We start from the raw sequence: 21,150 nt of genomic DNA on the forward strand, positions 1-21,150 counted from the left end.
TGGTCCAATTCATTGGAAAGAATGAAGAAAAGAAGTACCTTTGCGACCTGAATTTCTCCGAAAGGCAAAATTCTTGATAGTCAATTAGATACGTTTTATGCAGAATATGTTCAGAAATGAGCTGGGTAAATGAATTATTGTGGGGAAATGGGATCGCACATTCCATTTTAATTTTATCGGTAGTTATAGCGGTAGGCATTCAGTTAGGAAAGATAAAGATTTTCGGTATTTCCTTAGGAATGACACTGGTTCTTTTTGTTGGAATATTGTTTGGTCATTTGGGTTTTCATATTGATCACAATATATTACACTTTTTTAAGGAATTCGGCTTGATCCTGTTTGTTTTTTCTGTCGGGATGCAGGTCGGTCCGGGCTTTTTCTCTTCCTTCAAAAAGGGAGGAGTTACTTTGAACATGTTAGCATGTGGCGTTGTCCTTTTAGGGGCTGCGACAACTTTGGTTATCCACTTCATTACAAATGTGCCCATGTCTACCATGGTAGGCATTATGTCGGGCGCTGTTACCAATACTCCGGGTTTGGGTGCTGCGCAACAGGCTTATAGCGATTTATTCGGATCTACGGATGAAACCATCGCTCTTGGCTATGCTGTAGCTTATCCGTTAGGCGTAGTAGGAATAATCTCGTCCATGATTTTTATTCGCTATGTGTTCCGGGTCAACCTGAAAAAGGAAAACGAGCAGATCGTTAATGAAGAGAATAAGAATATTCATGGAGCATATCCTATTTCACTGATTGTAAAAAATCCGGCTATTTTTGACAAGCGTATCAGTTCTTTGTGTAAGCTATTGAAAGGAACTGAGTTCGTTATATCCAGGATATGCTATCATGAAAACAACAAAATAGATGTTGTAGGTCCTGATACGATCTTACAGGAAGGTGATAAGATTTTTGTGATCACTACCGAGAATGATGCGGAAACAATCAAAACTTTTATCGGTGAAGAAATCCAGATGGATAGGAAACAATGGATCCCGGCCGAGAGCGAATTTATCAGCCGGAGAATTGTGGTTACCAAATCCGAATTGAACGGCAAACGACTGGGTGATCTCCAGTTACGCCGTCTCCATGGAATCAATATCACCCGTATCAATCGTTCGGGTGTTGATCTCGTGGCAAATCCCGCATTGACGCTTCAGCTGGGCGACCGGCTAACTGTTGTAGGGAGCGAACTGGCAGTGAATAAAGTAGCCGAAGTGTTGGGTAATTCGTTAAATAGACTGAATGAACCCAATCTGATTACTATTTTTATCGGAATTGCTTTAGGGATTATCCTAGGAAGTATCCCTTTCACTTTTCCCGGAATACCGCAACCCATAAAATTAGGACTGGCCGGAGGGCCACTGATCATTGCTATTTTGATCAGCCGTTTTGGTTATCGTTATAAACTGATTACCTACACAACCCAGAGTGCCAACTTAATGTTGCGTGAAGTAGGGATTGCTTTGTTCCTGGCTTGTGTCGGGATCAGCGCCGGTGAAGGATTTGTAGACACGCTTGTCAATAAAGGTGGTCTCTCATGGGTCATTTATGGCTTTCTGATCACTACCATTCCTTTACTGATCATTGGAAGTATCGGCAAATATTTTTATAAGCTCAACTATTTTACATTGATAGGGATGATGGCAGGAAGTACCACTGATCCCCCTGCATTGGCATATTCCAATGCTACTGCCGGGAATGATACGCCAGCGGTAAGTTATGCCACCGTATACCCTTTAACCATGTTTCTACGAGTATTGATCGCTCAATTGCTGATCTTATTTTTTTATGCCTGACTTCTTTAAAAAGATACTTTTCTTACTGATCCTGAAAAAATATACCTTTGTTACAAAATATATAATAGATAAATGGCTCTTCAATGTGGTATCGTTGGACTTCCCAATGTAGGTAAGTCTACTCTTTTTAACTGCCTGTCCAATGCCAAGGCACAGGCTGCTAATTTCCCGTTTTGTACAATCGAACCGAATGTAGGTGTAATTACAGTTCCTGACGAGCGTTTGACTAAATTGGCCGAAATAGATCAACCGCCCAAGGTAATTCCGACAACGGTAGAAATTGTTGATATTGCTGGTTTAGTTAAAGGCGCCAGTAAAAATGAAGGTCTGGGAAATAAGTTTCTGGCAAACATCCGGGAAACGGATGCTATTTTACATGTAATACGTTGTTTTGATGATGATAATGTAACTCACGTAGATGGCTCGGTCGATCCTGTACGTGATAAACAGATCATTGACATGGAGCTGCAGATAAAAGATCTGGAAACGGTTGAAGCACGCATGGGAAAAGTACAGAAACAGGCACAGACCGGTGGAGATAAAATGGCCAAACGTATGTTCGAAATTCTTCAGCAATACCATACTGCTTTACAGCAGGGGAAATCGGCACGTACTGTACATCTCGACAATAAAGATGATCGCAGGATGGCCAGGGAATTTTTCCTTTTGACAGATAAACCGGTATTGTATGTTTGTAATGTCGATGAGGCTTCTGTTAAAGGAGGAAACAAATATGTAGCTATGGTGGCCGAAGCCATTAAGGATGAAAATGCGGCGATGCTGGTAATTGCTGCTAAAACAGAAGCGGAAATAGCCGAACTGGATACTTATGAAGAACGTCAGATGTTTCTTGAAGAAATGGGCCTGGAAGAATCCGGTGTTTCCCGTTTGATCAAATCGGCATATGCTTTATTGGGTCTGGAAACTTATTTTACTACCGGAAAAGATGAAACCCGTGCGTGGACATATACAAAAGGGACTAAGGCTCCACAGGCTGCCGGTATTATCCATACCGATTTCGAAAAAGGGTTTATCCGTGCCGAAGTTATTAAATACGAGGATTATATTCATTACGGATCTGAGGCAGCCTGCCGTGAAGCAGGTAAAATAGCTGTGGAAGGCAAAGAATATGTAGTGCAGGATGGTGACATCATGCATTTCAGGTTTAATGTTTAGGGATTCAAATTTCTTATATGTGAAGGAATAAAAAAGAGGATTGTTTTTTAACAATCCTCTTTTTTATTCCTGGTTAAAAGTTGTCACTCTACGGCGACAGTTTTAATCCGTTCAGCATTGCTTGAATTTACAGTAATATATTTTAAAGCAACACTTTCTTCATTATCTTCAGCAGCTTCTACTTCTGCAAATTTTTCCAATGCGGTTAACAATCCTTTGACATCAGCGTCATTTTGCTTCAAAAGATTATAGGCAAAAGCATCAGCGGCTGTGTTTTGTTCAGCAGAATAAGGTACTTGAATTAATTCATTCACAAAAGTGCCCATCTTTTCACCTGAAAAGGAAAGAATTTTATCCAATTGAGCAGATACGGCGTTTGAAGCATTATCTTCAGAAGCAACTTTTACTAAAGCTTCACGGACGTCTTTATTTTTGATATGCCCTATTTGTACTGAGACAATACCCAGTAACTGTTCATCTGTCAGAAAGTCCATCATCCCGGAGTATATGCGAATGCTTCCATTTGCGCAGGCAAGGATATTTGCTTCATCATTTTCATATACTTTATAATTGAGGGATAAACCGTCTACAGATGTATATTTATTATTGACCAACGATGTCAATCTTTTGCAATAGTCATTATCATCGGGAAGTACTTTGTTATTCTTATCCAGCCACTCGACAATTTTTACCGACACCTTGTCTGCGGCCATGTCACGGGCAGCTTCTTCTGCTGCATCAACCGTATTTTTTGCAGTTTCTTTCGCACTTGTTGATACATCATCAGCTGTTTTCTTCACCGTTTCTTCTGCACTGGTCGTCGCTTTTTTCACCGCTTTATTCAATGACTTCAACTGTGCTTGTACAGGTACAGTTAAAGCAAACATTGCAGACAACACTAAAAGAGTAAAGAATCTTTTTTTCATGATCATTAAAAATTACATATTAATATTTGGTTAAAAGTTTTTCAAAGGTATGACATAATTTTCAATTCTGATATTTTATATTTTACCTCTGTTTTACTTCGCTTTTTTAATCTTTCGTAACAGTAAAATGAAGGGTTTAAGAGGAAAATATAGAAAGAAGAGTTGTTCCGGAAGATGAATTGTCCTCCAATCCATTGGATTGATCAATCGAAGGCCTGCAACGGCGGTTTTATTGCTGCAGCTTTCTTCCAGTTTCATCCGGTAAATAAAATCATGCCACATGTCAGTTAATTTATCCGACCTTCTGTTTTTTAAAATGATCTGTTGGAGGGCCGTGTCAACAAGGCTTCTAGGATAAGCAAGCTGAGCATGTAATGATGAAATATTTATTCCAAATACCTGTTCTGCCAAATAAACACTTTGGGCCAGTATTTTATTCATTTTATATTTCTGCGCCAGTTCGGATAAATTTTTGATCTCTGAATCTGACATGTTCCGGAGAGCATAGGCTACGTCCCATAGCCAAAACAAACGAAACCAGATGTGTACACTTCCATGCCGGCATAAGTAAAGTGCATGCATGGTATCACCTATTGTAGGAATCGCTTGTCCGGCGATCGATACATGTGTTGTCCCGGTAAAAAAATCCTTGTTGGATGGTAAAACCTTTTTCCCGTATGTTAACCGCCAATGTAATTCGATATGTATGTTTTTCTCGGAGTGTATGAAGGATTGATCGGAAGCATGATCCAGGATATATCGGTATTGTTTCCTGTTCAAGCTCCGTTCATCGAAGGAAGTTCTATACCCTGCTTCTTTTAATAACTGTCTTACCTGATCCAGGTCTTCTTCATTCACCAGGATATCCAGATCACTTGATTGCCGCATCGCAACATCATGATATAGCTGAACAGATAAAGCCGGTCCTTTCACACAAAGCCATGAAATCTGATGCCGGGCAAATAAACGGGCAAGCAATACCAATTCTCCTGATAATTTGAGAATTTTCTGTTGGTGTTCTTCCAGTAAGTTCTGTACCTCTCTTAACAGAGTGTCCGGTAATTCTTTACATTGTTTCAATAATGGATATAACTGTGGTACCAGTTTATGATACCGTAATATCTTAAGAAATCTATCCTGTTGTATGTCTTTGGGATAAGAAACTTCTTCGCAGGAAAACACTGCACGGCAACATTGAAATAAGAACCGGTATTCAGGATCTACCAGATATTGATTGATGCTATTTTTTTGATTGACAGATTTCATACTATCATCAAAATTAATGGTTTTTTTGAAAATTCTTTTGATCTACCAATCCTTCTTTAGAAAGTTGAGTTATAAATAGCCCTTGAATGGAGGAAAACCTAAGATCCTTATACATGACACGATATCCTGTGCAAGGATGATCTATTCAAAAAGAAAAGAGGCCTGAACATTCAGACCTCTTTGTGTAGCGGGGGCAGGACTCGAACCTACGACCTTTGGGTTATGAGCCCAACGAGCTACCACTGCTCCACCCCGCAGTATATTTTATGGGGTATAAATCCCTGTTTTTCTAAGAGAGGTGCAAAGATAATAACATTTTACACAAAAACCAAAAAAATATATATATTTGATGTCACTGTTTTATAAAAGCAAGCCGCTTTAATTGTTAATAGTGCTGATTTATAGTTTTTTGTACAAAAAACCGATCAATTATGCCAAGAGTTTTTACCCCTGTAGATATAGACCAGGAAGAAAAAGAATTAAGAAAAGACTATTTTGATCGTCATACCCCTCATATAATTTGTCAGGACGAGGTATCCCGTGGTGATATTTTTATAGTCACTGTAAAAATGGGCGAACATTATACCCATCCTGCCAATGATGATCATTATATCGGCTGGCTTCAATTATGGAATCGCGAAACACTTCTTGCCGAAGCTCGCTATTATCCGGACGCTTTAGACAGGCAGGCAGGAAATATCCAGGTAGATTTCCATATTGTAGCACCTTTGGTATCCATGAACCTAACTGCAATGAGTTATTGTACGAAGCATGGATTATGGAAATCGGCACCTCACGTCGTAAAAATATTGTAATGATGATCGATCAGTTTGAAATAACACTTCCGGCTTTTCACAGAGGGTTCCATCTTATTACGCAATATGTGGAAAAACAACTTCCCCCGCTGCCTGAAAAGGGATTATTGCATCTCTTTTTGCAACATACTTCTGCCGGACTGACCATTAACGAAAATGTAGATTCTACAGTTCGTTATGATTTTGAAACAATTATGAACCGGATTGTTCCGGAATCGCGACAGTATGCACATAATCTGGAGGGTATGGACGATATGCCTGCACATGTGAAATCATCATTGGTGGGACAATCTTTAACTATTCCGGTTACGCATGGCAGGATGAATATGGGAACATGGCAGGGTATTTATCTGTGCGAATTCAGGAACCATGGTGGTCCACGGCGTTTGGTAATGACTGTTTTTTCCTGAAATGGATTTATTATGAAGGTGGTTATTCAAAGAGTGAGCGAAGCTTCTGTGGTAATTGACAAAAAAGTCTTTTCGAAGATCGGGCAGGGGTTACTTGTTTTGGTCGGTTTTGGGGATTCGGATACACAAAAAGACATCGACTGGTTATGTGCTAAAATTGTGAATATGCGTATTTTCCCGGATACGGAAGGAAAAATGAATTTATCGGTAATGGATGTTCAGGGAGAATTATTATCTGTCAGCCAGTTTACTTTGCATGCTTCCACCCGTAAGGGCAACCGTCCTTCATTTATCCGGGCGGCAGCCCCCGACGTTAGCCGTCCATTATACGATTCTTTTAACCGGACATTGGAACAATTATTAGGAAAACCTGTTGCTACAGGAATCTTTGGTGCAGATATGAAGGTTTCCCTTATAAATGATGGTCCTGTAACAATTATTATGGATACTGAATCCACGGAGACTTAAAATGATTCACAGGCTGTATCCCGGATTATAAGATGAAAATTTTCCTTTCATAACATTATATCCTTCATGATGAAATTTATACTTGTATTTAAATTTTTGTGGTGTGCATTATGTCATCTCTTCAGGAACATGAATTAATAAGATCCCTGTTCTAATTCTTTCCAATGATTCATTACTTTTGCTATGAATCATTGTTTGGTCATCGGTGCAATTGTCTGTATCCATTCCCTAAAAGAAGGTTCTTTTACTGCTTTCAATACAGCTTCAACTTCATTGGGCCTGAATGTCAGTCTCTCCACAAATGGCTGACGAAGATTCTCATCTTTACCATAGATGACCAACAGTGCAATGATTTTGGCTGTGATTTCATCTTCCCTTTTCATGATAATTCTTTTTAAAGTTTACTTTTACTATTTTGATATTTCTATACATCAAATTTACAAGCTGATTCGATGATATTTGCAGGAATCTGACCCAAATGCATGTTTTGCCACCTGAAGTTAAGACGTAACTTACCGGGATTTTTTACCTTCGGTACACTATGCAACAGAGCCGGCAGCATCGCTGATTTGTTCAGGAAACTCCACTGTTTTCATTTTTTCCCACCTGTATACATTGTATTGGGCTATCTTATACTTTTGCCGGCCAAATTGATGAAAAAGGATGAATATCAGAATGCCCAGCCCGGCAACGATTGTATAGCCGAGTAATTTCTTATTGGCTGACAGTATTGCACCTGACTGGATATCACGCAGAGAACCAGTTCCCGGATAATGGTTCATAGTCAGGGTATCAAAATAAAAAGCCAGGTTACCGACGCTTTGCCATTGAAGCTTGTATTGCAACCACCCGACCAGCGCAGTAAAAAACGCCATCATTACAAAACTTCTGAAAATCATGAGTGGCGCAACAGATGGCAACATGTTTTTTTGCGGGACCCTATCAAATGTATATATCCATATGGATATAAATAAAGCAGCCATACCATATCCGTTCAATATTTGAGGTAAATACAGCTGTCCGATATTGAGTTCAGGGACCATCATAAAATAAAGCATCACAGTATAAAGGAAATACGCGGCAAATCCCGAAAAAATATACATTTTGATAGGGAGCTTATGCTTGACAACCCAATGGAAAGCTACAAATCCTGCTGCAACTAAGCCCGGTAGCGTCATCAGATTAAGTGAAGCATTTGCTATCCAGTTATATCCCAGAATGGCAGAAGTGTAGATCGGCATAATGGAGCTTACTCCCATGTACAATCCCTGTGCGACTAAAAGGACTATTCCGAGCCTGACATCTTTGATTTTATACAATTTAAAGGAAAGGAAAGGACGCTTTATCACCAGTTGCCTTGCTATCAGTGCAGCTATGGATGCTATTATGATAACAACTGCATATATGATGTCCGGCGAGTTAAACCAGTCCTGTTGTTTACCGAATGAAAAGATGTATGCCATGCTCATCAATGATGTTGCAAATAACAGCAGCCCGATCCAATCAATATAATAAAACGGCATTTTCCTGGCAAAGCGTTGATTGTGCATGAATACCACACATATAAGGGCAGCCAGTAATAAAGTTGCTGCGCCGTAGAAATGTAGTGCCTGCCACCCGATGTTAAGGGCAAAGCCGGATGTGAAGAATACCCCTAATTGTGACGAACCTATTGATATGGGATAAAATATGGCATAGAACCTTTTCCTGTTTCCATCCGGGCAGAGTATTCCCTGGACAGGAAGGATCATTTCCGTCATACCCATCATTTTCGCTATTCCGAAAATCAGGCAGGCTACCACAACAACCTCTCCTATTGTTGCTGTTGCTACAACTACCGACATTGCAGCCATAACGACCAGTGCCGTAATCATCAATTCTTTGGAACGAAACCGGAGTTTGATGCGCATAATGAACGGAAGAACCAGCGACATCCCAATAATAGTTGCATAGTTCCCCCACATAAAATACTCGGTGATGATACCCGTACTGCCGGACATTTGCCCGATATTCCCGGCGTTAATCGGATTGATAAGCAATATTGTTGCCAACAACAATATAATGAGTACCAACTGTCCGAGCCCCGGAACCCATTTCTGAAATAAACCTCTATTATACATTATACCGATTTTTAAATAATAAGAACAATTTAACGCTGTATTTTATTCACATTGTCAATTACTTATATTTCTACAAAAATATCCAGGTTCATTCCTGCCCTTAAATGATGCAGGGCTTCTTTATCATTATTTTCAGTAAACTCGATACGTACCGGAATGCGTTGCTGTACTTTCACGAAGTTGCCGGAGCTATTGTCTACCGGGACACTTGAATAACGGGCGCCTGTTGCTGCCGAAATAGCTGTTACCCTGCCTTCAAATTCTTTCCCGTTTAAAGCATCTGCTTTCATAATTACCTTTTTCCCTATTTCGACATTCGGCATCTGGCTTTCCAGGAAATTTGCGGCTACCCATTTATTGTCGTTGGCCACTATGGTAGCCACCTGCATTCCTGCCTGTTGCAGCAGTTGCCCCTCCTGTATCAGACGTCTACCCATTACACCATCATATGGTGCGGTGATGACCGTGTATGAAAGATTCAGTTTTGCCATTTCCAGAACGGCTTCAGTACGTTTTATTTCGGCTTCGTTTAATGCAAACCTGCTTTTGGCCTCCTGTGTAGACAAATCGGCTGTCTTTTTCTGGTTAATTAATACTTCGTAAGAAGACCTGGCAACATCATATTCTGTTTTTATCTGATCATATTGAAATCGTGTAACGGCTTCTGATTCGAGCAGGTTTTTATACCGGTCCAGGTTTTTTTCGGCATTATCCAGCCGGGCTTTAGCTCCAGCAATATTTGCCTGGGTTACGCTTATGTTATTGGCCACTGTATTAACGGATGATTCTGTCATGCTTTTTGAAGCAAGTGCACTTAAATAAGCAGCCTCGGCCTGGGTTACCTGCGTAAGTATTTCCCTGTCGTCTATAATGATCAACGTATCTCCTTTTTTTACTTCCTGATGTTCGATAAAACGTATTTCCTTAATATATCCCGATACGCGTGCATTGATGGGGTTTATGAACACTTCTACCTGTGCGGCATTTGTGAAATCGTTTTTTCCAAGATGGAAATAATTTCTTACCAGCCAGAAAAATCCTCCGACTACGGCTACGAAAACCAGCATATTGATTATGGTAACTTTTAATCTCTGGTTGTTCTTTTTTTGCTTGATATTTTTTACATTTGGTGACATATCGCTATAGATTAAGTTTATATTGGATTTATTTATTATTTGAGAATTAAAGGGTTCCTGTAGATTTTAGCAGGTTATAATATTGGAACAGTGCATTAATGCTGGCATTGGCATATTGCAGTTCAGCATCTAACTTGGCATTACTGGCATCTGTCATTTCTGCCGTAATGGCTAATTGATTCAGGTATTTGGCCCTGACTATTTCATAATTTTCATTGGCTAGTTTTTTCGATTCACTCATCAGTAATACCTGTTGTTCAGCTTCCCGATATTTCAGAAATGCAGTGTTTACACCGATCTCAACATTCTGTCGAGTATATGCCAAAGCTTCCTGTGTAGCTCGTGCCTGCATCCTGCTCAGGTTGACCCGGCGTTTCGATTTGAACAGATTGTCGATGTTATAGGTGAAACTGATGCCTATCTGCCAACTATTGTTGTACAGATCCATAACAGGAGTACTGGTAGTTACCGGTCTTTGCATATTATATCCGCCAAAAGCGGATATGGCAGGAAACTGGTTTGCCTTTGTGATACTGATGTTCTTTTCGGCTATCTCAACATTTTTCCCTGCTGAGCGTAATGTAGGATGTTGTTCATGGGCCAGATCCATATAATGATCTTGTTGAATCGCTGCGGCTTTGGCCTCTGTGTCTTCTGTCGGGACAATCAGTATATCGCCGGGCAAACCAAGCGCATAGCTCAGTTGATTACTTAAAATTGCATGGTTGTTCTGCATAGTAAGTATGGCCTGGTCCAGGTTCTTTATCTGCAATTCCGCTCTGATTAACTCGTTACGGGTTACCATATCTTCTTTGTATGATTTTTTAATATTGTCATACAACTGTTCCGCAAGTATCTTATTTTGCTCAAGGATATGTGCCTGGTTGATGGTGGTATAAATGTCCAGATAGTTGGAAATAATAAGAAATTTGATATCCTGTTCGTTGACGATCATATCCAGTTCAGCCAGCTGTTGTTGAAGTTCTGCCATCTCGATTGACTTTTTGATAACACCGCCTTTATATAATAATTGAGATGCCTGTACTGCAAAACTGTTTCCAAAGTGGGGCATACTCACGGTTTGCAGTTTTGACCAGTCAGGATTTAAAAGCAAAGCATCTCCTAAATAAAAGGCGTTGGCGGAAAAAGTAACTGTCGGCAACTGTTGCGATTTCGACACTTTGACCTGTTGTTCGCTGGTTTCAACATTGACTTTCGCTATTTTCAACTGTTGATGATTCTGTAACCCCATTTCTACAGCTTCGCCAAGGGAAATCTTATAGGGTGTCAATCCCTGTGAAAAAGATGCGACTATAGAGCTTAGCAGGATAATTCCTGAAAAGAAACATTTTTTAATTGATGGCTTCATATTCTTTTTTTGATTAAATGATGAAGCAAAATTATGGGACAACTGAACGGTATTCGTAGGGCGCACGACCCAAATACAGTTTTTGTCTACCGAAATATCAAAGCAGTTGACTGAAGTTAAGGGATGAAATATACCCCCCAAGTCAGATAAAAACTTTTAGGATGTATTTAGTATCTAAAAGCCACGATATGCAAATGATAAATGAAATGTTAGATAAGGCTTTTTACGAAGTAAAAGATACAAAAGGATTCTGACCAGGATTGGCACTATCAGTTATAGATACCGAAAAAAATTAGAAGAGTACAAGATCAAAGTATGTTTCAAAAAGAGGAAAATGCTATGGAAAAAGACTATTCAAGATCATGAAACAGGAATTACTTTATGCTGAAAAGATTAATATAGCTGAATACCTTGTGAAGTCTTTAGATAGAAATATATCGACTACTTATATGGTAAAAGCCCGATACAACACCGGGCTTTTACTAAAGAAATATAATTTTTTTCTGTCCGGCTTTTGGAGCCACTTCATTTTTGGACAGTCTTTTTTAAAACTACATGAATAAAAAAGTAAGTGTAATTGCTAAGCCGCCATTTTTCATAGTAGTATCATCATCCAGATCCAGCAATCCAAAATTATAGCCTACACCCAATTGAAAGCTATTATATTGAAGACCAACACCTACGCCTAATCCAAAATCAAAGGCATTATCAAGATATAATTTATCGATATCATCTCCGTCACCAAATTTAATATCCATATCATTATCCCCAACTTTTACTTTTCCACCAAGTCCAAAACCTAAATAAGGACCTGCCTGGGCGAACAATTTCATAGAAGATCCCAGGCTAAATTTATACATGGCATTAATAGGTATCTGAATATAATTCAAATTGATTTTTGCATCATCACTACCCCCTAAATAATTATCTACCTTCCATCCTTGTTGGGCAAACATAACTCCAGCCTGCACGGCAAATGCCTCAATAAAGGAATAGTCTGCTACCAAACCCGCCTGAAATGCAGGTTTCATTTTGACATCTTCAACATCACTGCCATAAATATTCACTAAGTTGAACCCTGCTTTTGCGCCAAATGAGAATTGGGCCTGAGCATAACCGACTACCATAGTAGCCAACATAACGAGAGTAAAAATACGTCTTAACATAGTAATAAATTTAAATTAGTATTAAATGAGCATTTAAAATACAATAATACAGATTATTTTTTATTGATTACACGAATTTGTATAAAAAAAGTACAACAAGAAATCAAACTTATCGCCAATGTTTGCTATTGTCGTTTAGAATATCTGGATGGGTATCCGGGAATATCCCATATGGCTTGATATTTGAATATTAACATCAGATACTGTATCTTTCGGAAAATATGACGGATGAGATGTAAAGATAAAATTTTATGGGTGTGTTTGTTAGTCGCTGTGGTATCCGCATGCCGTTCAAAAAAGCCGGTTATATCAACAGGACATGAAGAAATAACAGGTTCTTCCTGTTATTCTATGGAGAGTATTACAGCCAGATGCAAATGGAATATTACGGATGGCAATAAATCCTATCAGGTATCGGGCAGGATCTATATCCTTCCGGACAGTGTCTGCTACTTTCGTGGAGAAAAGCTGGTGGAAATTTTTCGCGGGGTAGTATATAAGGATTCGTTCGCTGTAATTAGTATTCTGGAGCGTACCTGCTACAAAGGGAGCAATCAATACCTGAGCCGGATGGCCGGTTATCCTGTTACCCCCGAAATCATTTATATGTTATTTACAGGTGACCGGTGCGAAAAAATGTATGAAAACATCGGGTTTAAAGTTACTGCCGGAACAAACCATAAGATCGTCCTGCGCGGACAACACAACAACCATCTTGAAATCAAGCTGAATGAAGACAATCATGTGGTGGAACAGATCACTACCCGCAACCGTTCTGCATCTTCTTCCGGATTTACTGCAAAATACAGTGAATACCGGACCTATGATTCTTTTTTCCTACCTTCGGTCCTGGAAATTTCAGCCCCGGAAACACAAAAGCCTTTCAAAATAAGCAGTACTTTCCAGAGTGTTTTGTTCGATCAACCGCAACTGATCAATTTTAGGATCCCCAATAGCTATAAAGTAGTATTGCTCCGATAACTCACGGATTGATCATTTTTCGCTGAAAAGAACTTAATACGGCACGATGGTCCGAAGGATAGCCGCTAAATCCGATATCACTCAGGGATCCGGGTTCTCCGATCAAACATGAACTGACAGGTTTTACATTATCTCCCCAATAGAAAACAAAATCGATCCGGTCCAATACCTCCCGTTCCGATGGCAAAGTTGTCCAGGAATGCCCCGGCTTAAGGGTTTCATCCGGATATACGGCCCGGTAAGAATCGATCATTCCTGCCTGTTCACTGAAGGCTTTGGTTGCCGGCCATTCGACGGGCATTTTACATAATCCTGCATCTACTGCACGTGATGTCCAGTCGAGATAGGAAGGTTCGTTAAAGTCACCTGTCAGGAATATCGGGAAACCTTCTTTTTGCGCTTCCTTGATATCGGCAATAACAGCAGAAACTGTTTCACCGCGACTTTTCCATGCGGATTCCACTGCTTCTCCGGCCGAATCCAACAATGGAGCGCCGCAATATTCGATGCCGTTCAGCTGATAAGGTTCATAGGGACAATACTGAAGGTGGACATTAAACATCCAGACAAAACGTTTATCATTGAGTCTCAACTTCACTCCTTTTCCCGATGATGATGTATCAACAATGGCAAAAGGGCTGATAATGGTGGTACTGTTACCGTTTGCGTAAGCATACCATCCCAGGCTATCTGCAATCTGCACGGCAATATTTTTTCCTCTACGGGTCGCCTCCTGTATTCCGATGATCTGGGCACGGCTTTTAATGATTACATCAGCAGTGGCCGCAACGGATCGACCACCTCCTACCCAGATGTTGAAACTCATGATACGAAGATTCTTTGGTGGTTTTTCTTCACGACAACCTGCCAGGCAGGTGATGGTTAATAATACCAATAAAATATGCTTCATTATCTTTTCTTTTAATGGGTGATCTGATCCATTCCTGCGATATTATTCAATAATGCATATACGGCCAGTCCTGACAAGGAACGGATTCCGGTTTTGTCAATTATATTTTTGCGATGGGCAATCACCGTATGTGTGCTGATAACAAGCCTTTCGGCAACTTCTTTATTGGAAAGTCCCTGTAACAATAAAATCAGGACGTCTTTTTCACGTGCCGTTAAATTTTCATCTTTAGTCCCCTTTTCATGATGTTGTTGAAGGTTACGAAATTTATTGACTATAACATCCTCCGTATCAGTAATATAAATAACATCATCAAAATGTGCGATGGCGTCCCTGTCACAATATTGATATACCATTCCGACAGTAATCATATTGCCGGTTTTATGTCTTTTTACTTCATTTTTGTTCCAAAGATCAGGATTAATAATGACCAGGTCCGGTGCGGAATCCTTAAATGCCATTTTCCAATCATTCATATTCTCTAAGCTGGCAATGCGTTGGCATATATCACGCTCACGCAACAAAGAAGCAATTCCTTCCCTGATAATGTGCGATTTGTCAACAATGGCAATAAGTTTGAACATAGGTTTCGGATTATTTTCCACGCCGTTCTTTTCTTTCCATTTTCTTTACAGATGGGGCCAAAACCCTGTCTTCCAGATTTGTGTGATAATAAAGTTGCTTTTCAAAATCGAATAAATTCCGGATAATCTTTATATGGTATTCCGATGCTTCTTCCGGAATATACTTGATCAGGATATTTTTCAATTCATATAATTTTTGCTCTATATCCGTATGGTTCCTTTCGAAATCGTGGATCACAAAGCCATTGGTTTGCTGGTCATTCAGAATGGCATTAATATATGGAAATACGGTTTCGTCTTCATATTCAAAATGCTCATATACCTCGTGAATATACCCATCAAAAAATGAGACCAGTATTTTCCCATGTTCAGAAGGAATTTCCTCGGCGAAAGAAGCAATCAGGTTTTTCAGTTCCGGAATCTGGTCCCGCTTGAATCCGTCATGTGAGTTTTTCAGGAAAACGAGAAGATCTGCTAAAGCCTCTTTTTTGATGGTTTTTCCAGGATCCAAATGATTACAATAGGTATATATGATCACCATAAAGGCCTCGAGATTGATCCGGTAATATTCCGCCACTTCTTTAACAGAACGGTCGCCAAAACCCAATTTGATATTCAGGTGAGCCAGTGCATCAATCAAACCTGGATATTCGAGGATCAATTCTGCCAGCTTGGTATCGGGTCCGATAATTAGTTCAATCTTATACATAGAATTTATTTTACAGTACCGATCGGTCTCCTGTTTTTTCCGGGATTTCCGGTAAGGTCATCCCCTAAATCCATACGAGCCTCTTCTACTATTTTCATCAATTCGGCAACAACTTCCGGATATTGTGCCTGTACATCATAACGTTCTCCCGGATCACGCCGCATGTTATACAGAGCCATATCGACGGGATGGTTTTCAATGGCTTTTCCGGGTTTCCCGTCATCGCCAGGCAAAAATCCTTCATAAGTACGTCCTGTATGGGGCAGTAACAACTTGAACTGATCGTTACGTACCGCTTCCAGATTATTCTTCCGGTAATAAAACAAAAAATATTTTCGTGGCTTTGCATGGAAATTTCCTTCCATGAGGCTTCTGATGCTGACACCATCAATCTTATTTGCGGGCAAAGGAGACTCGCTAATATCAGCAAGTGTCGGCAACAGGTCTATGGATGATGCCAACTGGTTATTGATGGTTCCGGCAGGTATTTTTCCCGGCCAACGCATGATGCAGGGAACCCGTTGTCCCCCTTCGAAAGTGGTTCCTTTCCCTTCGCGCAATCCACCTGTTGATCCTGCATGATTACCGTAATTGATCCAGGGTCCGTTATCGGAAGTAAAAATGACCAGGGTCTTTTTATCAAGTCCGTTTTCTTTAAGTGTTTTAAGTATTTCTCCGACACTCCAGTCTATCTCCATCATAACGTCACCATACAAGCCTTGTTCGCTCTTACCTTTGAATTTATCGGATACGTAAAGCGGCACATGGGGCATGGAATGGGCCAGATAAATAAAAAAAGGCCTTTTTTTATTGACTTTAATAAACCGGACTGCCCGTTCGGTATATTGGGTGGTCAATTGTTCCTGATCAGCAGGCATCACATTAGGATTAATCACCTTTTCGCCTTCTATCAAAGGCAATTCCGGGAATTTCGCCGTAGGATGATAGGGCCACATGTCGTTGGAGTAAGGCAATCCGAAATACTCATCAAATCCATGTCTTAACGGCAGGAATTCGGGAAGGTGCCCTAAATGCCATTTTCCAATGGCACTACACACATAATCCTTTTTTTTCAGCACTTCTGCAATGGTCTCTTCATCCGGATGGATCCCTTTTTTATCAGAAGGATTCAAAGCTCCTGCAAACCCGATCCGGTTCGGATAGCACCCGGTCAGAAGACCTGCGCGGGACGCACTGCTCACTGCCTGTGCGCTATAGAAATTGGTAAACCTCATTCCTTCGGCACATAACCGGTCGATATGAGGAGTGTAATAACCACTGGCTCCTGTTACGGTGAGATCTCCATAACCCATATCATCCAGGTGGATCACCACAAAATTAACCGGCTCTTTCGATTGTACAGGGATAGTAGACAATCCGGCACAAATCATGAACATCGCTTTGGCAGGCTGAACTTTTTTCATATCCCTAAGAAATAAGAAAACAGTTTATCTTGATATGTGTACAGTCAATTACCATTCATTATTTACAGATCCGTAAATTTTCATCTGGTTGGACAGGATTTTAGTGAATCCTATGACATCATCACCGGTAAAGGCGGTATTTTCTTCACCATATTTAGCAAAGGTAGCATTCATCAGGTCATGTTCCGAAGAAATACCTAATGTTTCAAAACGATAAGGCTGAAGCAATAATTTTACATTCCCGCTTACATATTTTTGACTGTCATCCATAAATTTTTCAATGTTACGCATGACAGGTTCCAGATATTGTCCTTCGTGCAATAGCAGCCCATACCAGTTAGCCAGTTGTTCTTTCCAATATTGTTGCCATTTTGTGAGAACATGTTTTTCGAGAAGATGATGCGATTTAATCAGAATGAGCGGTGCGGCAGCTTCAAAGCCGACACGTCCTTTTATCCCGATAATGGTATCACCTACATGTGTATCACGTCCGATGGCATATCCTGATGCAATCTCTTCGATTTTACGAATGGCGTCGACAGGTGTCATTTTTTCCCCGTTGACACTTTCCGGTTCACCTTTCAAAAAGCCAATTTCCAAAAATTCCTGCCCGTCTTTTTTTAACTGGCTGGGATATGCGTCATTAGGTAACCATGTTTCAGAAGAAAGAGTTTCCCTTCCACCGACACTGGTTCCCCACAGGCCTTTATTGATGGAATAGGTTTTCTTTTCCCAATTATCCTCTACACCCTTGCTCTTTAAATATTCGATCTCCTCTTCCCTCGATAATTTCATATCACGGATAGGAGTGATGATCTTTACGTTGGGCATCATGATCTGAAATATCAGGTCAAAACGTACCTGGTCATTGCCGGCACCGGTGCTACCATGTGCAATACTTTCCACTCCCATTTTCTTGGCATATTCAACAATAGCTATGGCCTGGAACGCACGTTCCGAACTTACAGAAAGGGGATAAGTATTGTTCTTCAGAATATTCCCGAAAATCATATATTTAATACATTTATCGTAATATTCCTGTGTCACATCAATCGTTTCATGATGGCGTACCCCCAGATTGTATGCTTTACGCTCGATTTCAGAAAGTTCAGCAGCATTGAATCCTCCCGTATTAACAATTACCGAATATACCTCAAATCCTTTTTCATCACTCAAATATTTGGCACAATAAGAGGTGTCCAATCCGCCACTAAAAGCCAAAACCACTTTTTCTTTTGTCATTTTTTCTTAATTAAATTTTTGGACTATGTCATTTCTCGATTTACCTGAGAAAACGACTTCAAAAATAGCTATTTTTTTGCACTGTTTTCAAAAAGACACAATAATCCGATCCTGAAAATGATGCATGCTATGATATCAAATTATACTTTTTGCTATATTTGTGGAATATAGTAAAAGGTATTCTTTTCATTCACGGAAACAAAGTTATTTGTGTCATAAAATTAAGTTCACATGAAAGTAGCATATATTATCATCGGAGGTTTGTTTGTACTACTAGGATTAGTCATGATTTTCACACCCGAGGGTTTTGTTTCAGCCTTTGTAGTTTGTCTTGGGCTAATGGCCATTTTTAATGGAGTAATCAATCTGGTTTCTGTCCGGAATATGCTGGACGATGCTGATTTCAAGCGTGCCTTTACCTTACGGGCCGTTTTTAATATTGTGATCGGTTTGTTGGCCGTAATAGTGCCAATTGCAGTTGCCAGTGTCGCCTGGACTGTAATCGTATACATTCTGGCCGCCCAACTACTCATCTCCTCTTTTATCGAACTATATGGTATATGGAAAATGAGTAAGTCGGGCATCCCTTACGGAATGTACCTCTTTGAAGTCTTTATTTCTATTTTTCTGGCAATAGTGTTGTTTGCCATTCCTGCTACCGTAGGAATCACACTTATCCGGCTGATAGGAGTCCTGATTGTATTCTTCGGTATTGGCTGGGTGATCTGGAACCTGAGAAGTGAAAATAAAAAAAATGAGATCACTCCCTGATTTCGACACAATAGCCTGATTTTTAATATAGAATCAGCGATCTTCCAACATTCCCGATAATTTTTTCCGGGTAAAAAAGATCCGGCTTTTTACCGTCCCTATTTTTAACCCCAACATATCGGAAATTTCCTTGTATTTATATCCCTGGGTGTATAGCCTGAAAGGAACTTTATACTCATTACTCAGTGCTTCTATAGCTCTGTTGATCTCTTTTTCCTGAAATACGGATTCAGGGGAAATATTGGATGAATCCCTATCCTGATTCAGAAAAAATAAATCTTTTGTGTTATCAAAAATTACTTTTTGCTGGGATGCCTTACGATAACTATTGATAAATGTATTTTTCATGATCGTATAGGTCCATGCCATCAGATTGGTCTCATTGGCAAATTGCTCCTTACAGGAAAGTGCTTTCAGGTATGTTTCCTGTAACAGGTCTTTTGCATTATCTTTATCAGCCGTTAAGCGAACGGCAAAGCGGGATAATCTGTCCCCGAATTCCAATAATTGGTGATTAAATTCCGATGTTGTCATGTTTATTCTATTTAGTTTCTATTTTTTATTAATATTTAAAACAGGCCTAAAGTGTAAAAAAATCACTTCACCTCCGGTTTTGATTTCAGGTTTTCTTAACTTTTTCATTTTACCACAAACCGTTTATAATTAAACAGTGTAAATGTATGGTAAGATATATTGAAATATGTAGTAATATCGGCTTTTTCAAGATTTTGTTTCATGTTTTTATTCTAAAAAAAGAACAAATAGTATTTTTTTTTGTAAAAAAAGACGTAATAAAATGCCGGATTTGCATTTTTTTCTGAATTTGATCTTATTTTTGCTTTTATTTCTAAACAATAAATATATGAATGGATGAATGTCAAGGAAGAACAATCGCTTTATGAGAATTTCCTGAAGACCGTTAAGGAAAAGGTCCCTAATAAAACCGTACTTGTAAAAAGGATAACGGAACTGTTGAATATAGATAAGGATCTTGTTTATAGGAGATTGCGCGGGGATGTTCCTTTCTCATTTCCGGAGATAGCATTGATCTCAAAAAGTCTGAATATATCATTGGATAATATGGTCGGCATTGAATCCGAGACGAGTAGGCCTATCCAGTTGAAATTGATAGATTATGTCCATCCAACAGAAAAGGACTATAACATGTTGGAAGAATATAATGAAGTTGTCCGGTCAGCCAAAGATATTCCCAATACTGAATTGGGCGAATCTTCGAATACCCTGCCTCTGTCATTTTATTTGAAATATACCTACCTAAGCCGGTTTTATTTGTTTAAGTGGAACTTTCAATATCATATCCCACAACAAAAAAAATTTCATGAATTAACTGTTCCGGAGAGGCTTAATGACGTCTTTCAGAAGTACACTATTTATATGGAATATTTTTCCATCTCTTATTATTTATGGGATCCATGGATTTTTAAGTACCTGGTCAATGATATCCGGTATTTTTTCGATATCGGATTGATTAAAAAAGAAGATATAAATCTGATTGCTAATGACTTATTGCAATTATTGGGTTTTGTAGAAGATCTTTGCCGGACAGGATGTTACAAGACGGGAAATAAAGTTTATTTATTCATCTCTGATATAAACCTGAACACATTTCATAGCTATCTGGATGTTAGTTATGCTAAAATTAGTCTTTTTTCATCTTTCTTCAATAATACATCCTCCTCTGTCGACGAAAGAATCTTTTTCAAAACGAAAAATTGGATTCAATCCTTGTTGAGGACTTCCACCATGATCACCCTCAGCAATGAAAAACAAAGGATCGCATTTTTTTATAAGCAACGGGAAATTATCAGTCAATTATTGGATAAAACAGAAGCATAAAGGAGAATATGATGTATGCATCCG

21 protein-coding genes and 1 tRNA gene are annotated in these 21,150 nt (G+C 39.4%); 8 read left to right on the plus strand and 14 right to left on the minus strand.

From position 1 onward, the window contains the following. The first annotated feature begins 116 nt into the window (after nucleotides 1–116). Together LBQ60_03720 and ychF are read left to right on the plus strand one after the other, a co-directional pair. Nucleotides 117–1,796, plus strand: a complete 1,680-nt coding sequence (locus tag LBQ60_03720; protein ID MDR2037011.1) for a putative transporter — start codon at nucleotides 117–119, stop codon at nucleotides 1,794–1,796. Nucleotides 1,797–1,868: 72 nt separating this feature from the next. Further along, complete coding sequence (ychF, locus tag LBQ60_03725; protein ID MDR2037012.1) at nucleotides 1,869–2,972, plus strand: redox-regulated ATPase YchF; 1,104 nt, start codon at nucleotides 1,869–1,871, stop codon at nucleotides 2,970–2,972. Between the two features lie 83 nt (nucleotides 2,973–3,055). On the opposite strand, the gene LBQ60_03730 is transcribed toward ychF, so the two are convergent. From LBQ60_03730 to LBQ60_03740, 3 genes are all read right to left on the minus strand, one after another. Next, nucleotides 3,056–3,898: a M48 family metalloprotease gene (locus LBQ60_03730; protein MDR2037013.1), complete on the minus strand. Its 843-nt coding sequence runs from the start codon at nucleotides 3,896–3,898 to the stop codon at nucleotides 3,056–3,058. A 93-nt stretch (nucleotides 3,899–3,991) separates the two neighbouring features. After that, nucleotides 3,992–5,164 (minus strand): nucleotidyltransferase family protein, encoded by a 1,173-nt coding sequence (locus tag LBQ60_03735; GenBank protein ID MDR2037014.1) that lies wholly within the window; start codon nucleotides 5,162–5,164, stop codon nucleotides 3,992–3,994. 185 nt (nucleotides 5,165–5,349) lie between these two features. Beyond that, nucleotides 5,350–5,421: transfer RNA gene (locus tag LBQ60_03740), tRNA-Met, on the minus strand. A 174-nt stretch (nucleotides 5,422–5,595) separates the two neighbouring features. Between LBQ60_03740 and LBQ60_03745 the strand changes: the two genes are divergently transcribed. Genes LBQ60_03745 through dtd form a run of 3 tightly spaced genes read left to right on the plus strand, consistent with a single transcriptional unit; the run spans nucleotide 5,596 to nucleotide 6,857 of the window. Continuing rightward, complete coding sequence (locus tag LBQ60_03745) at nucleotides 5,596–5,979, plus strand: hypothetical protein (protein ID MDR2037015.1); 384 nt, start codon at nucleotides 5,596–5,598, stop codon at nucleotides 5,977–5,979. A 2-nt stretch (nucleotides 5,980–5,981) separates the two neighbouring features. Continuing rightward, nucleotides 5,982–6,389, plus strand: a complete 408-nt coding sequence (locus LBQ60_03750; GenBank protein MDR2037016.1) for a secondary thiamine-phosphate synthase enzyme YjbQ — start codon at nucleotides 5,982–5,984, stop codon at nucleotides 6,387–6,389. A 12-nt stretch (nucleotides 6,390–6,401) separates the two neighbouring features. Next, nucleotides 6,402–6,857, plus strand: a complete 456-nt coding sequence (dtd, locus tag LBQ60_03755; GenBank protein ID MDR2037017.1) for a D-tyrosyl-tRNA(Tyr) deacylase — start codon at nucleotides 6,402–6,404, stop codon at nucleotides 6,855–6,857. A gap of 188 nt (nucleotides 6,858–7,045) precedes the next feature. Here dtd and LBQ60_03760 read toward each other — a convergent pair whose 3' ends face one another. The 5 genes from LBQ60_03760 to LBQ60_03780 all read right to left on the minus strand — a co-directional run bounded on the left by LBQ60_03760 (nucleotide 7,046) and on the right by LBQ60_03780 (nucleotide 12,648). Then, entirely contained in the window at nucleotides 7,046–7,240 is a 195-nt protein-coding gene (locus tag LBQ60_03760; protein ID MDR2037018.1) for a hypothetical protein, read from the minus strand. A gap of 156 nt (nucleotides 7,241–7,396) precedes the next feature. Then, nucleotides 7,397–8,977, minus strand: a complete 1,581-nt coding sequence (locus LBQ60_03765) for a hypothetical protein (GenBank protein ID MDR2037019.1) — start codon at nucleotides 8,975–8,977, stop codon at nucleotides 7,397–7,399. A gap of 62 nt (nucleotides 8,978–9,039) precedes the next feature. Then, nucleotides 9,040–10,113 carry an HlyD family secretion protein gene (locus LBQ60_03770; protein MDR2037020.1) on the minus strand — a complete coding sequence of 358 codons (1,074 nt, stop codon included), beginning with the start codon at nucleotides 10,111–10,113 and terminating at the stop codon, nucleotides 9,040–9,042. A 46-nt stretch (nucleotides 10,114–10,159) separates the two neighbouring features. Continuing rightward, on the minus strand, nucleotides 10,160–11,482 hold the full coding sequence (locus LBQ60_03775) for a TolC family protein (protein ID MDR2037021.1): 1,323 nt from the start codon (nucleotides 11,480–11,482) through the stop codon (nucleotides 10,160–10,162). Nucleotides 11,483–12,033: 551 nt separating this feature from the next. Next, nucleotides 12,034–12,648, minus strand: a complete 615-nt coding sequence (locus LBQ60_03780) for a PorT family protein (GenBank protein MDR2037022.1) — start codon at nucleotides 12,646–12,648, stop codon at nucleotides 12,034–12,036. Between the two features lie 228 nt (nucleotides 12,649–12,876). Between LBQ60_03780 and LBQ60_03785 the strand changes: the two genes are divergently transcribed. Continuing rightward, nucleotides 12,877–13,629 (plus strand): DUF4292 domain-containing protein, encoded by a 753-nt coding sequence (locus LBQ60_03785; protein MDR2037023.1) that lies wholly within the window; start codon nucleotides 12,877–12,879, stop codon nucleotides 13,627–13,629. Nucleotide 13,630: 1 nt separating this feature from the next. On the opposite strand, the gene LBQ60_03790 is transcribed toward LBQ60_03785, so the two are convergent. From LBQ60_03790 to argG, 5 genes are all read right to left on the minus strand, one after another. Beyond that, nucleotides 13,631–14,539, minus strand: coding sequence for an endonuclease/exonuclease/phosphatase family protein (locus tag LBQ60_03790; protein MDR2037024.1), 909 nt, complete (start codon nucleotides 14,537–14,539; stop codon nucleotides 13,631–13,633). 11 nt (nucleotides 14,540–14,550) lie between these two features. Further along, complete coding sequence (locus LBQ60_03795; GenBank protein ID MDR2037025.1) at nucleotides 14,551–15,123, minus strand: LuxR C-terminal-related transcriptional regulator; 573 nt, start codon at nucleotides 15,121–15,123, stop codon at nucleotides 14,551–14,553. 10 nt (nucleotides 15,124–15,133) lie between these two features. Further along, nucleotides 15,134–15,832, minus strand: a complete 699-nt coding sequence (locus LBQ60_03800; GenBank protein MDR2037026.1) for a hemerythrin domain-containing protein — start codon at nucleotides 15,830–15,832, stop codon at nucleotides 15,134–15,136. Between the two features lie 5 nt (nucleotides 15,833–15,837). Next, nucleotides 15,838–17,223 carry a sulfatase gene (locus LBQ60_03805; protein ID MDR2037027.1) on the minus strand — a complete coding sequence of 462 codons (1,386 nt, stop codon included), beginning with the start codon at nucleotides 17,221–17,223 and terminating at the stop codon, nucleotides 15,838–15,840. An 81-nt stretch (nucleotides 17,224–17,304) separates the two neighbouring features. Further along, entirely contained in the window at nucleotides 17,305–18,498 is a 1,194-nt protein-coding gene (argG, locus tag LBQ60_03810) for an argininosuccinate synthase (GenBank protein ID MDR2037028.1), read from the minus strand. A 231-nt stretch (nucleotides 18,499–18,729) separates the two neighbouring features. On the opposite strand from argG, the gene LBQ60_03815 reads away from it, so the two are divergent. Further along, nucleotides 18,730–19,269: a DUF308 domain-containing protein gene (locus LBQ60_03815; protein MDR2037029.1), complete on the plus strand. Its 540-nt coding sequence runs from the start codon at nucleotides 18,730–18,732 to the stop codon at nucleotides 19,267–19,269. A gap of 33 nt (nucleotides 19,270–19,302) precedes the next feature. Here the strand turns inward: LBQ60_03815 and LBQ60_03820 are convergent, their stop codons facing one another. Next, nucleotides 19,303–19,803 carry an RNA polymerase sigma factor gene (locus LBQ60_03820; protein ID MDR2037030.1) on the minus strand — a complete coding sequence of 167 codons (501 nt, stop codon included), beginning with the start codon at nucleotides 19,801–19,803 and terminating at the stop codon, nucleotides 19,303–19,305. A gap of 336 nt (nucleotides 19,804–20,139) precedes the next feature. On the opposite strand from LBQ60_03820, the gene LBQ60_03825 reads away from it, so the two are divergent. Further along, a complete protein-coding gene (locus LBQ60_03825) occupies nucleotides 20,140–21,126 on the plus strand; it encodes a hypothetical protein (protein MDR2037031.1) in 987 nt (328 codons plus the stop codon). Nucleotides 21,127–21,150: the final 24 nt, after the last annotated feature.

The sequence above is a fragment of the Bacteroidales bacterium genome (genome assembly GCA_031275285.1).
GTDB lineage: Bacteria > Bacteroidota > Bacteroidia > Bacteroidales > UBA4181 > JAIRLS01.

What these genes read in the sequence shown, in the direction of transcription:
- LBQ60_03790 (MDR2037024.1), bottom strand. Translation starts at nt 14,539, where the DNA reads ATGAAGCATATTTTATTGGTATTATTAACCATCACCTGCCTGGCAGGT.
- LBQ60_03795 (MDR2037025.1), bottom strand. Translation starts at nt 15,123, where the DNA reads ATGTTCAAACTTATTGCCATTGTTGACAAATCGCACATTATCAGGGAA.
- LBQ60_03770 (MDR2037020.1), bottom strand. Translation starts at nt 10,113, where the DNA reads ATGTCACCAAATGTAAAAAATATCAAGCAAAAAAAGAACAACCAGAGA.
- LBQ60_03760 (MDR2037018.1), bottom strand. Translation starts at nt 7,240, where the DNA reads ATGAAAAGGGAAGATGAAATCACAGCCAAAATCATTGCACTGTTGGTC.
- LBQ60_03825 (MDR2037031.1), top strand. Translation starts at nt 20,140, where the DNA reads ATGAATGTCAAGGAAGAACAATCGCTTTATGAGAATTTCCTGAAGACC.
- LBQ60_03730 (MDR2037013.1), bottom strand. Translation starts at nt 3,898, where the DNA reads ATGAAAAAAAGATTCTTTACTCTTTTAGTGTTGTCTGCAATGTTTGCT.
- LBQ60_03775 (MDR2037021.1), bottom strand. Translation starts at nt 11,482, where the DNA reads ATGAAGCCATCAATTAAAAAATGTTTCTTTTCAGGAATTATCCTGCTA.
- ychF (MDR2037012.1), top strand. Translation starts at nt 1,869, where the DNA reads ATGGCTCTTCAATGTGGTATCGTTGGACTTCCCAATGTAGGTAAGTCT.
- LBQ60_03805 (MDR2037027.1), bottom strand. Translation starts at nt 17,223, where the DNA reads ATGATTTGTGCCGGATTGTCTACTATCCCTGTACAATCGAAAGAGCCG.
- argG (MDR2037028.1), bottom strand. Translation starts at nt 18,498, where the DNA reads ATGACAAAAGAAAAAGTGGTTTTGGCTTTTAGTGGCGGATTGGACACC.
- LBQ60_03765 (MDR2037019.1), bottom strand. Translation starts at nt 8,977, where the DNA reads ATGTATAATAGAGGTTTATTTCAGAAATGGGTTCCGGGGCTCGGACAG.
- LBQ60_03780 (MDR2037022.1), bottom strand. Translation starts at nt 12,648, where the DNA reads ATGTTAAGACGTATTTTTACTCTCGTTATGTTGGCTACTATGGTAGTC.
- LBQ60_03800 (MDR2037026.1), bottom strand. Translation starts at nt 15,832, where the DNA reads ATGTATAAGATTGAACTAATTATCGGACCCGATACCAAGCTGGCAGAA.
- LBQ60_03735 (MDR2037014.1), bottom strand. Translation starts at nt 5,164, where the DNA reads ATGAAATCTGTCAATCAAAAAAATAGCATCAATCAATATCTGGTAGAT.
- LBQ60_03745 (MDR2037015.1), top strand. Translation starts at nt 5,596, where the DNA reads ATGCCAAGAGTTTTTACCCCTGTAGATATAGACCAGGAAGAAAAAGAA.
- LBQ60_03815 (MDR2037029.1), top strand. Translation starts at nt 18,730, where the DNA reads ATGAAAGTAGCATATATTATCATCGGAGGTTTGTTTGTACTACTAGGA.
- LBQ60_03750 (MDR2037016.1), top strand. Translation starts at nt 5,982, where the DNA reads ATGATCGATCAGTTTGAAATAACACTTCCGGCTTTTCACAGAGGGTTC.
- LBQ60_03720 (MDR2037011.1), top strand. Translation starts at nt 117, where the DNA reads ATGAGCTGGGTAAATGAATTATTGTGGGGAAATGGGATCGCACATTCC.
- LBQ60_03820 (MDR2037030.1), bottom strand. Translation starts at nt 19,803, where the DNA reads ATGACAACATCGGAATTTAATCACCAATTATTGGAATTCGGGGACAGA.
- LBQ60_03785 (MDR2037023.1), top strand. Translation starts at nt 12,877, where the DNA reads ATGAGATGTAAAGATAAAATTTTATGGGTGTGTTTGTTAGTCGCTGTG.
- dtd (MDR2037017.1), top strand. Translation starts at nt 6,402, where the DNA reads ATGAAGGTGGTTATTCAAAGAGTGAGCGAAGCTTCTGTGGTAATTGAC.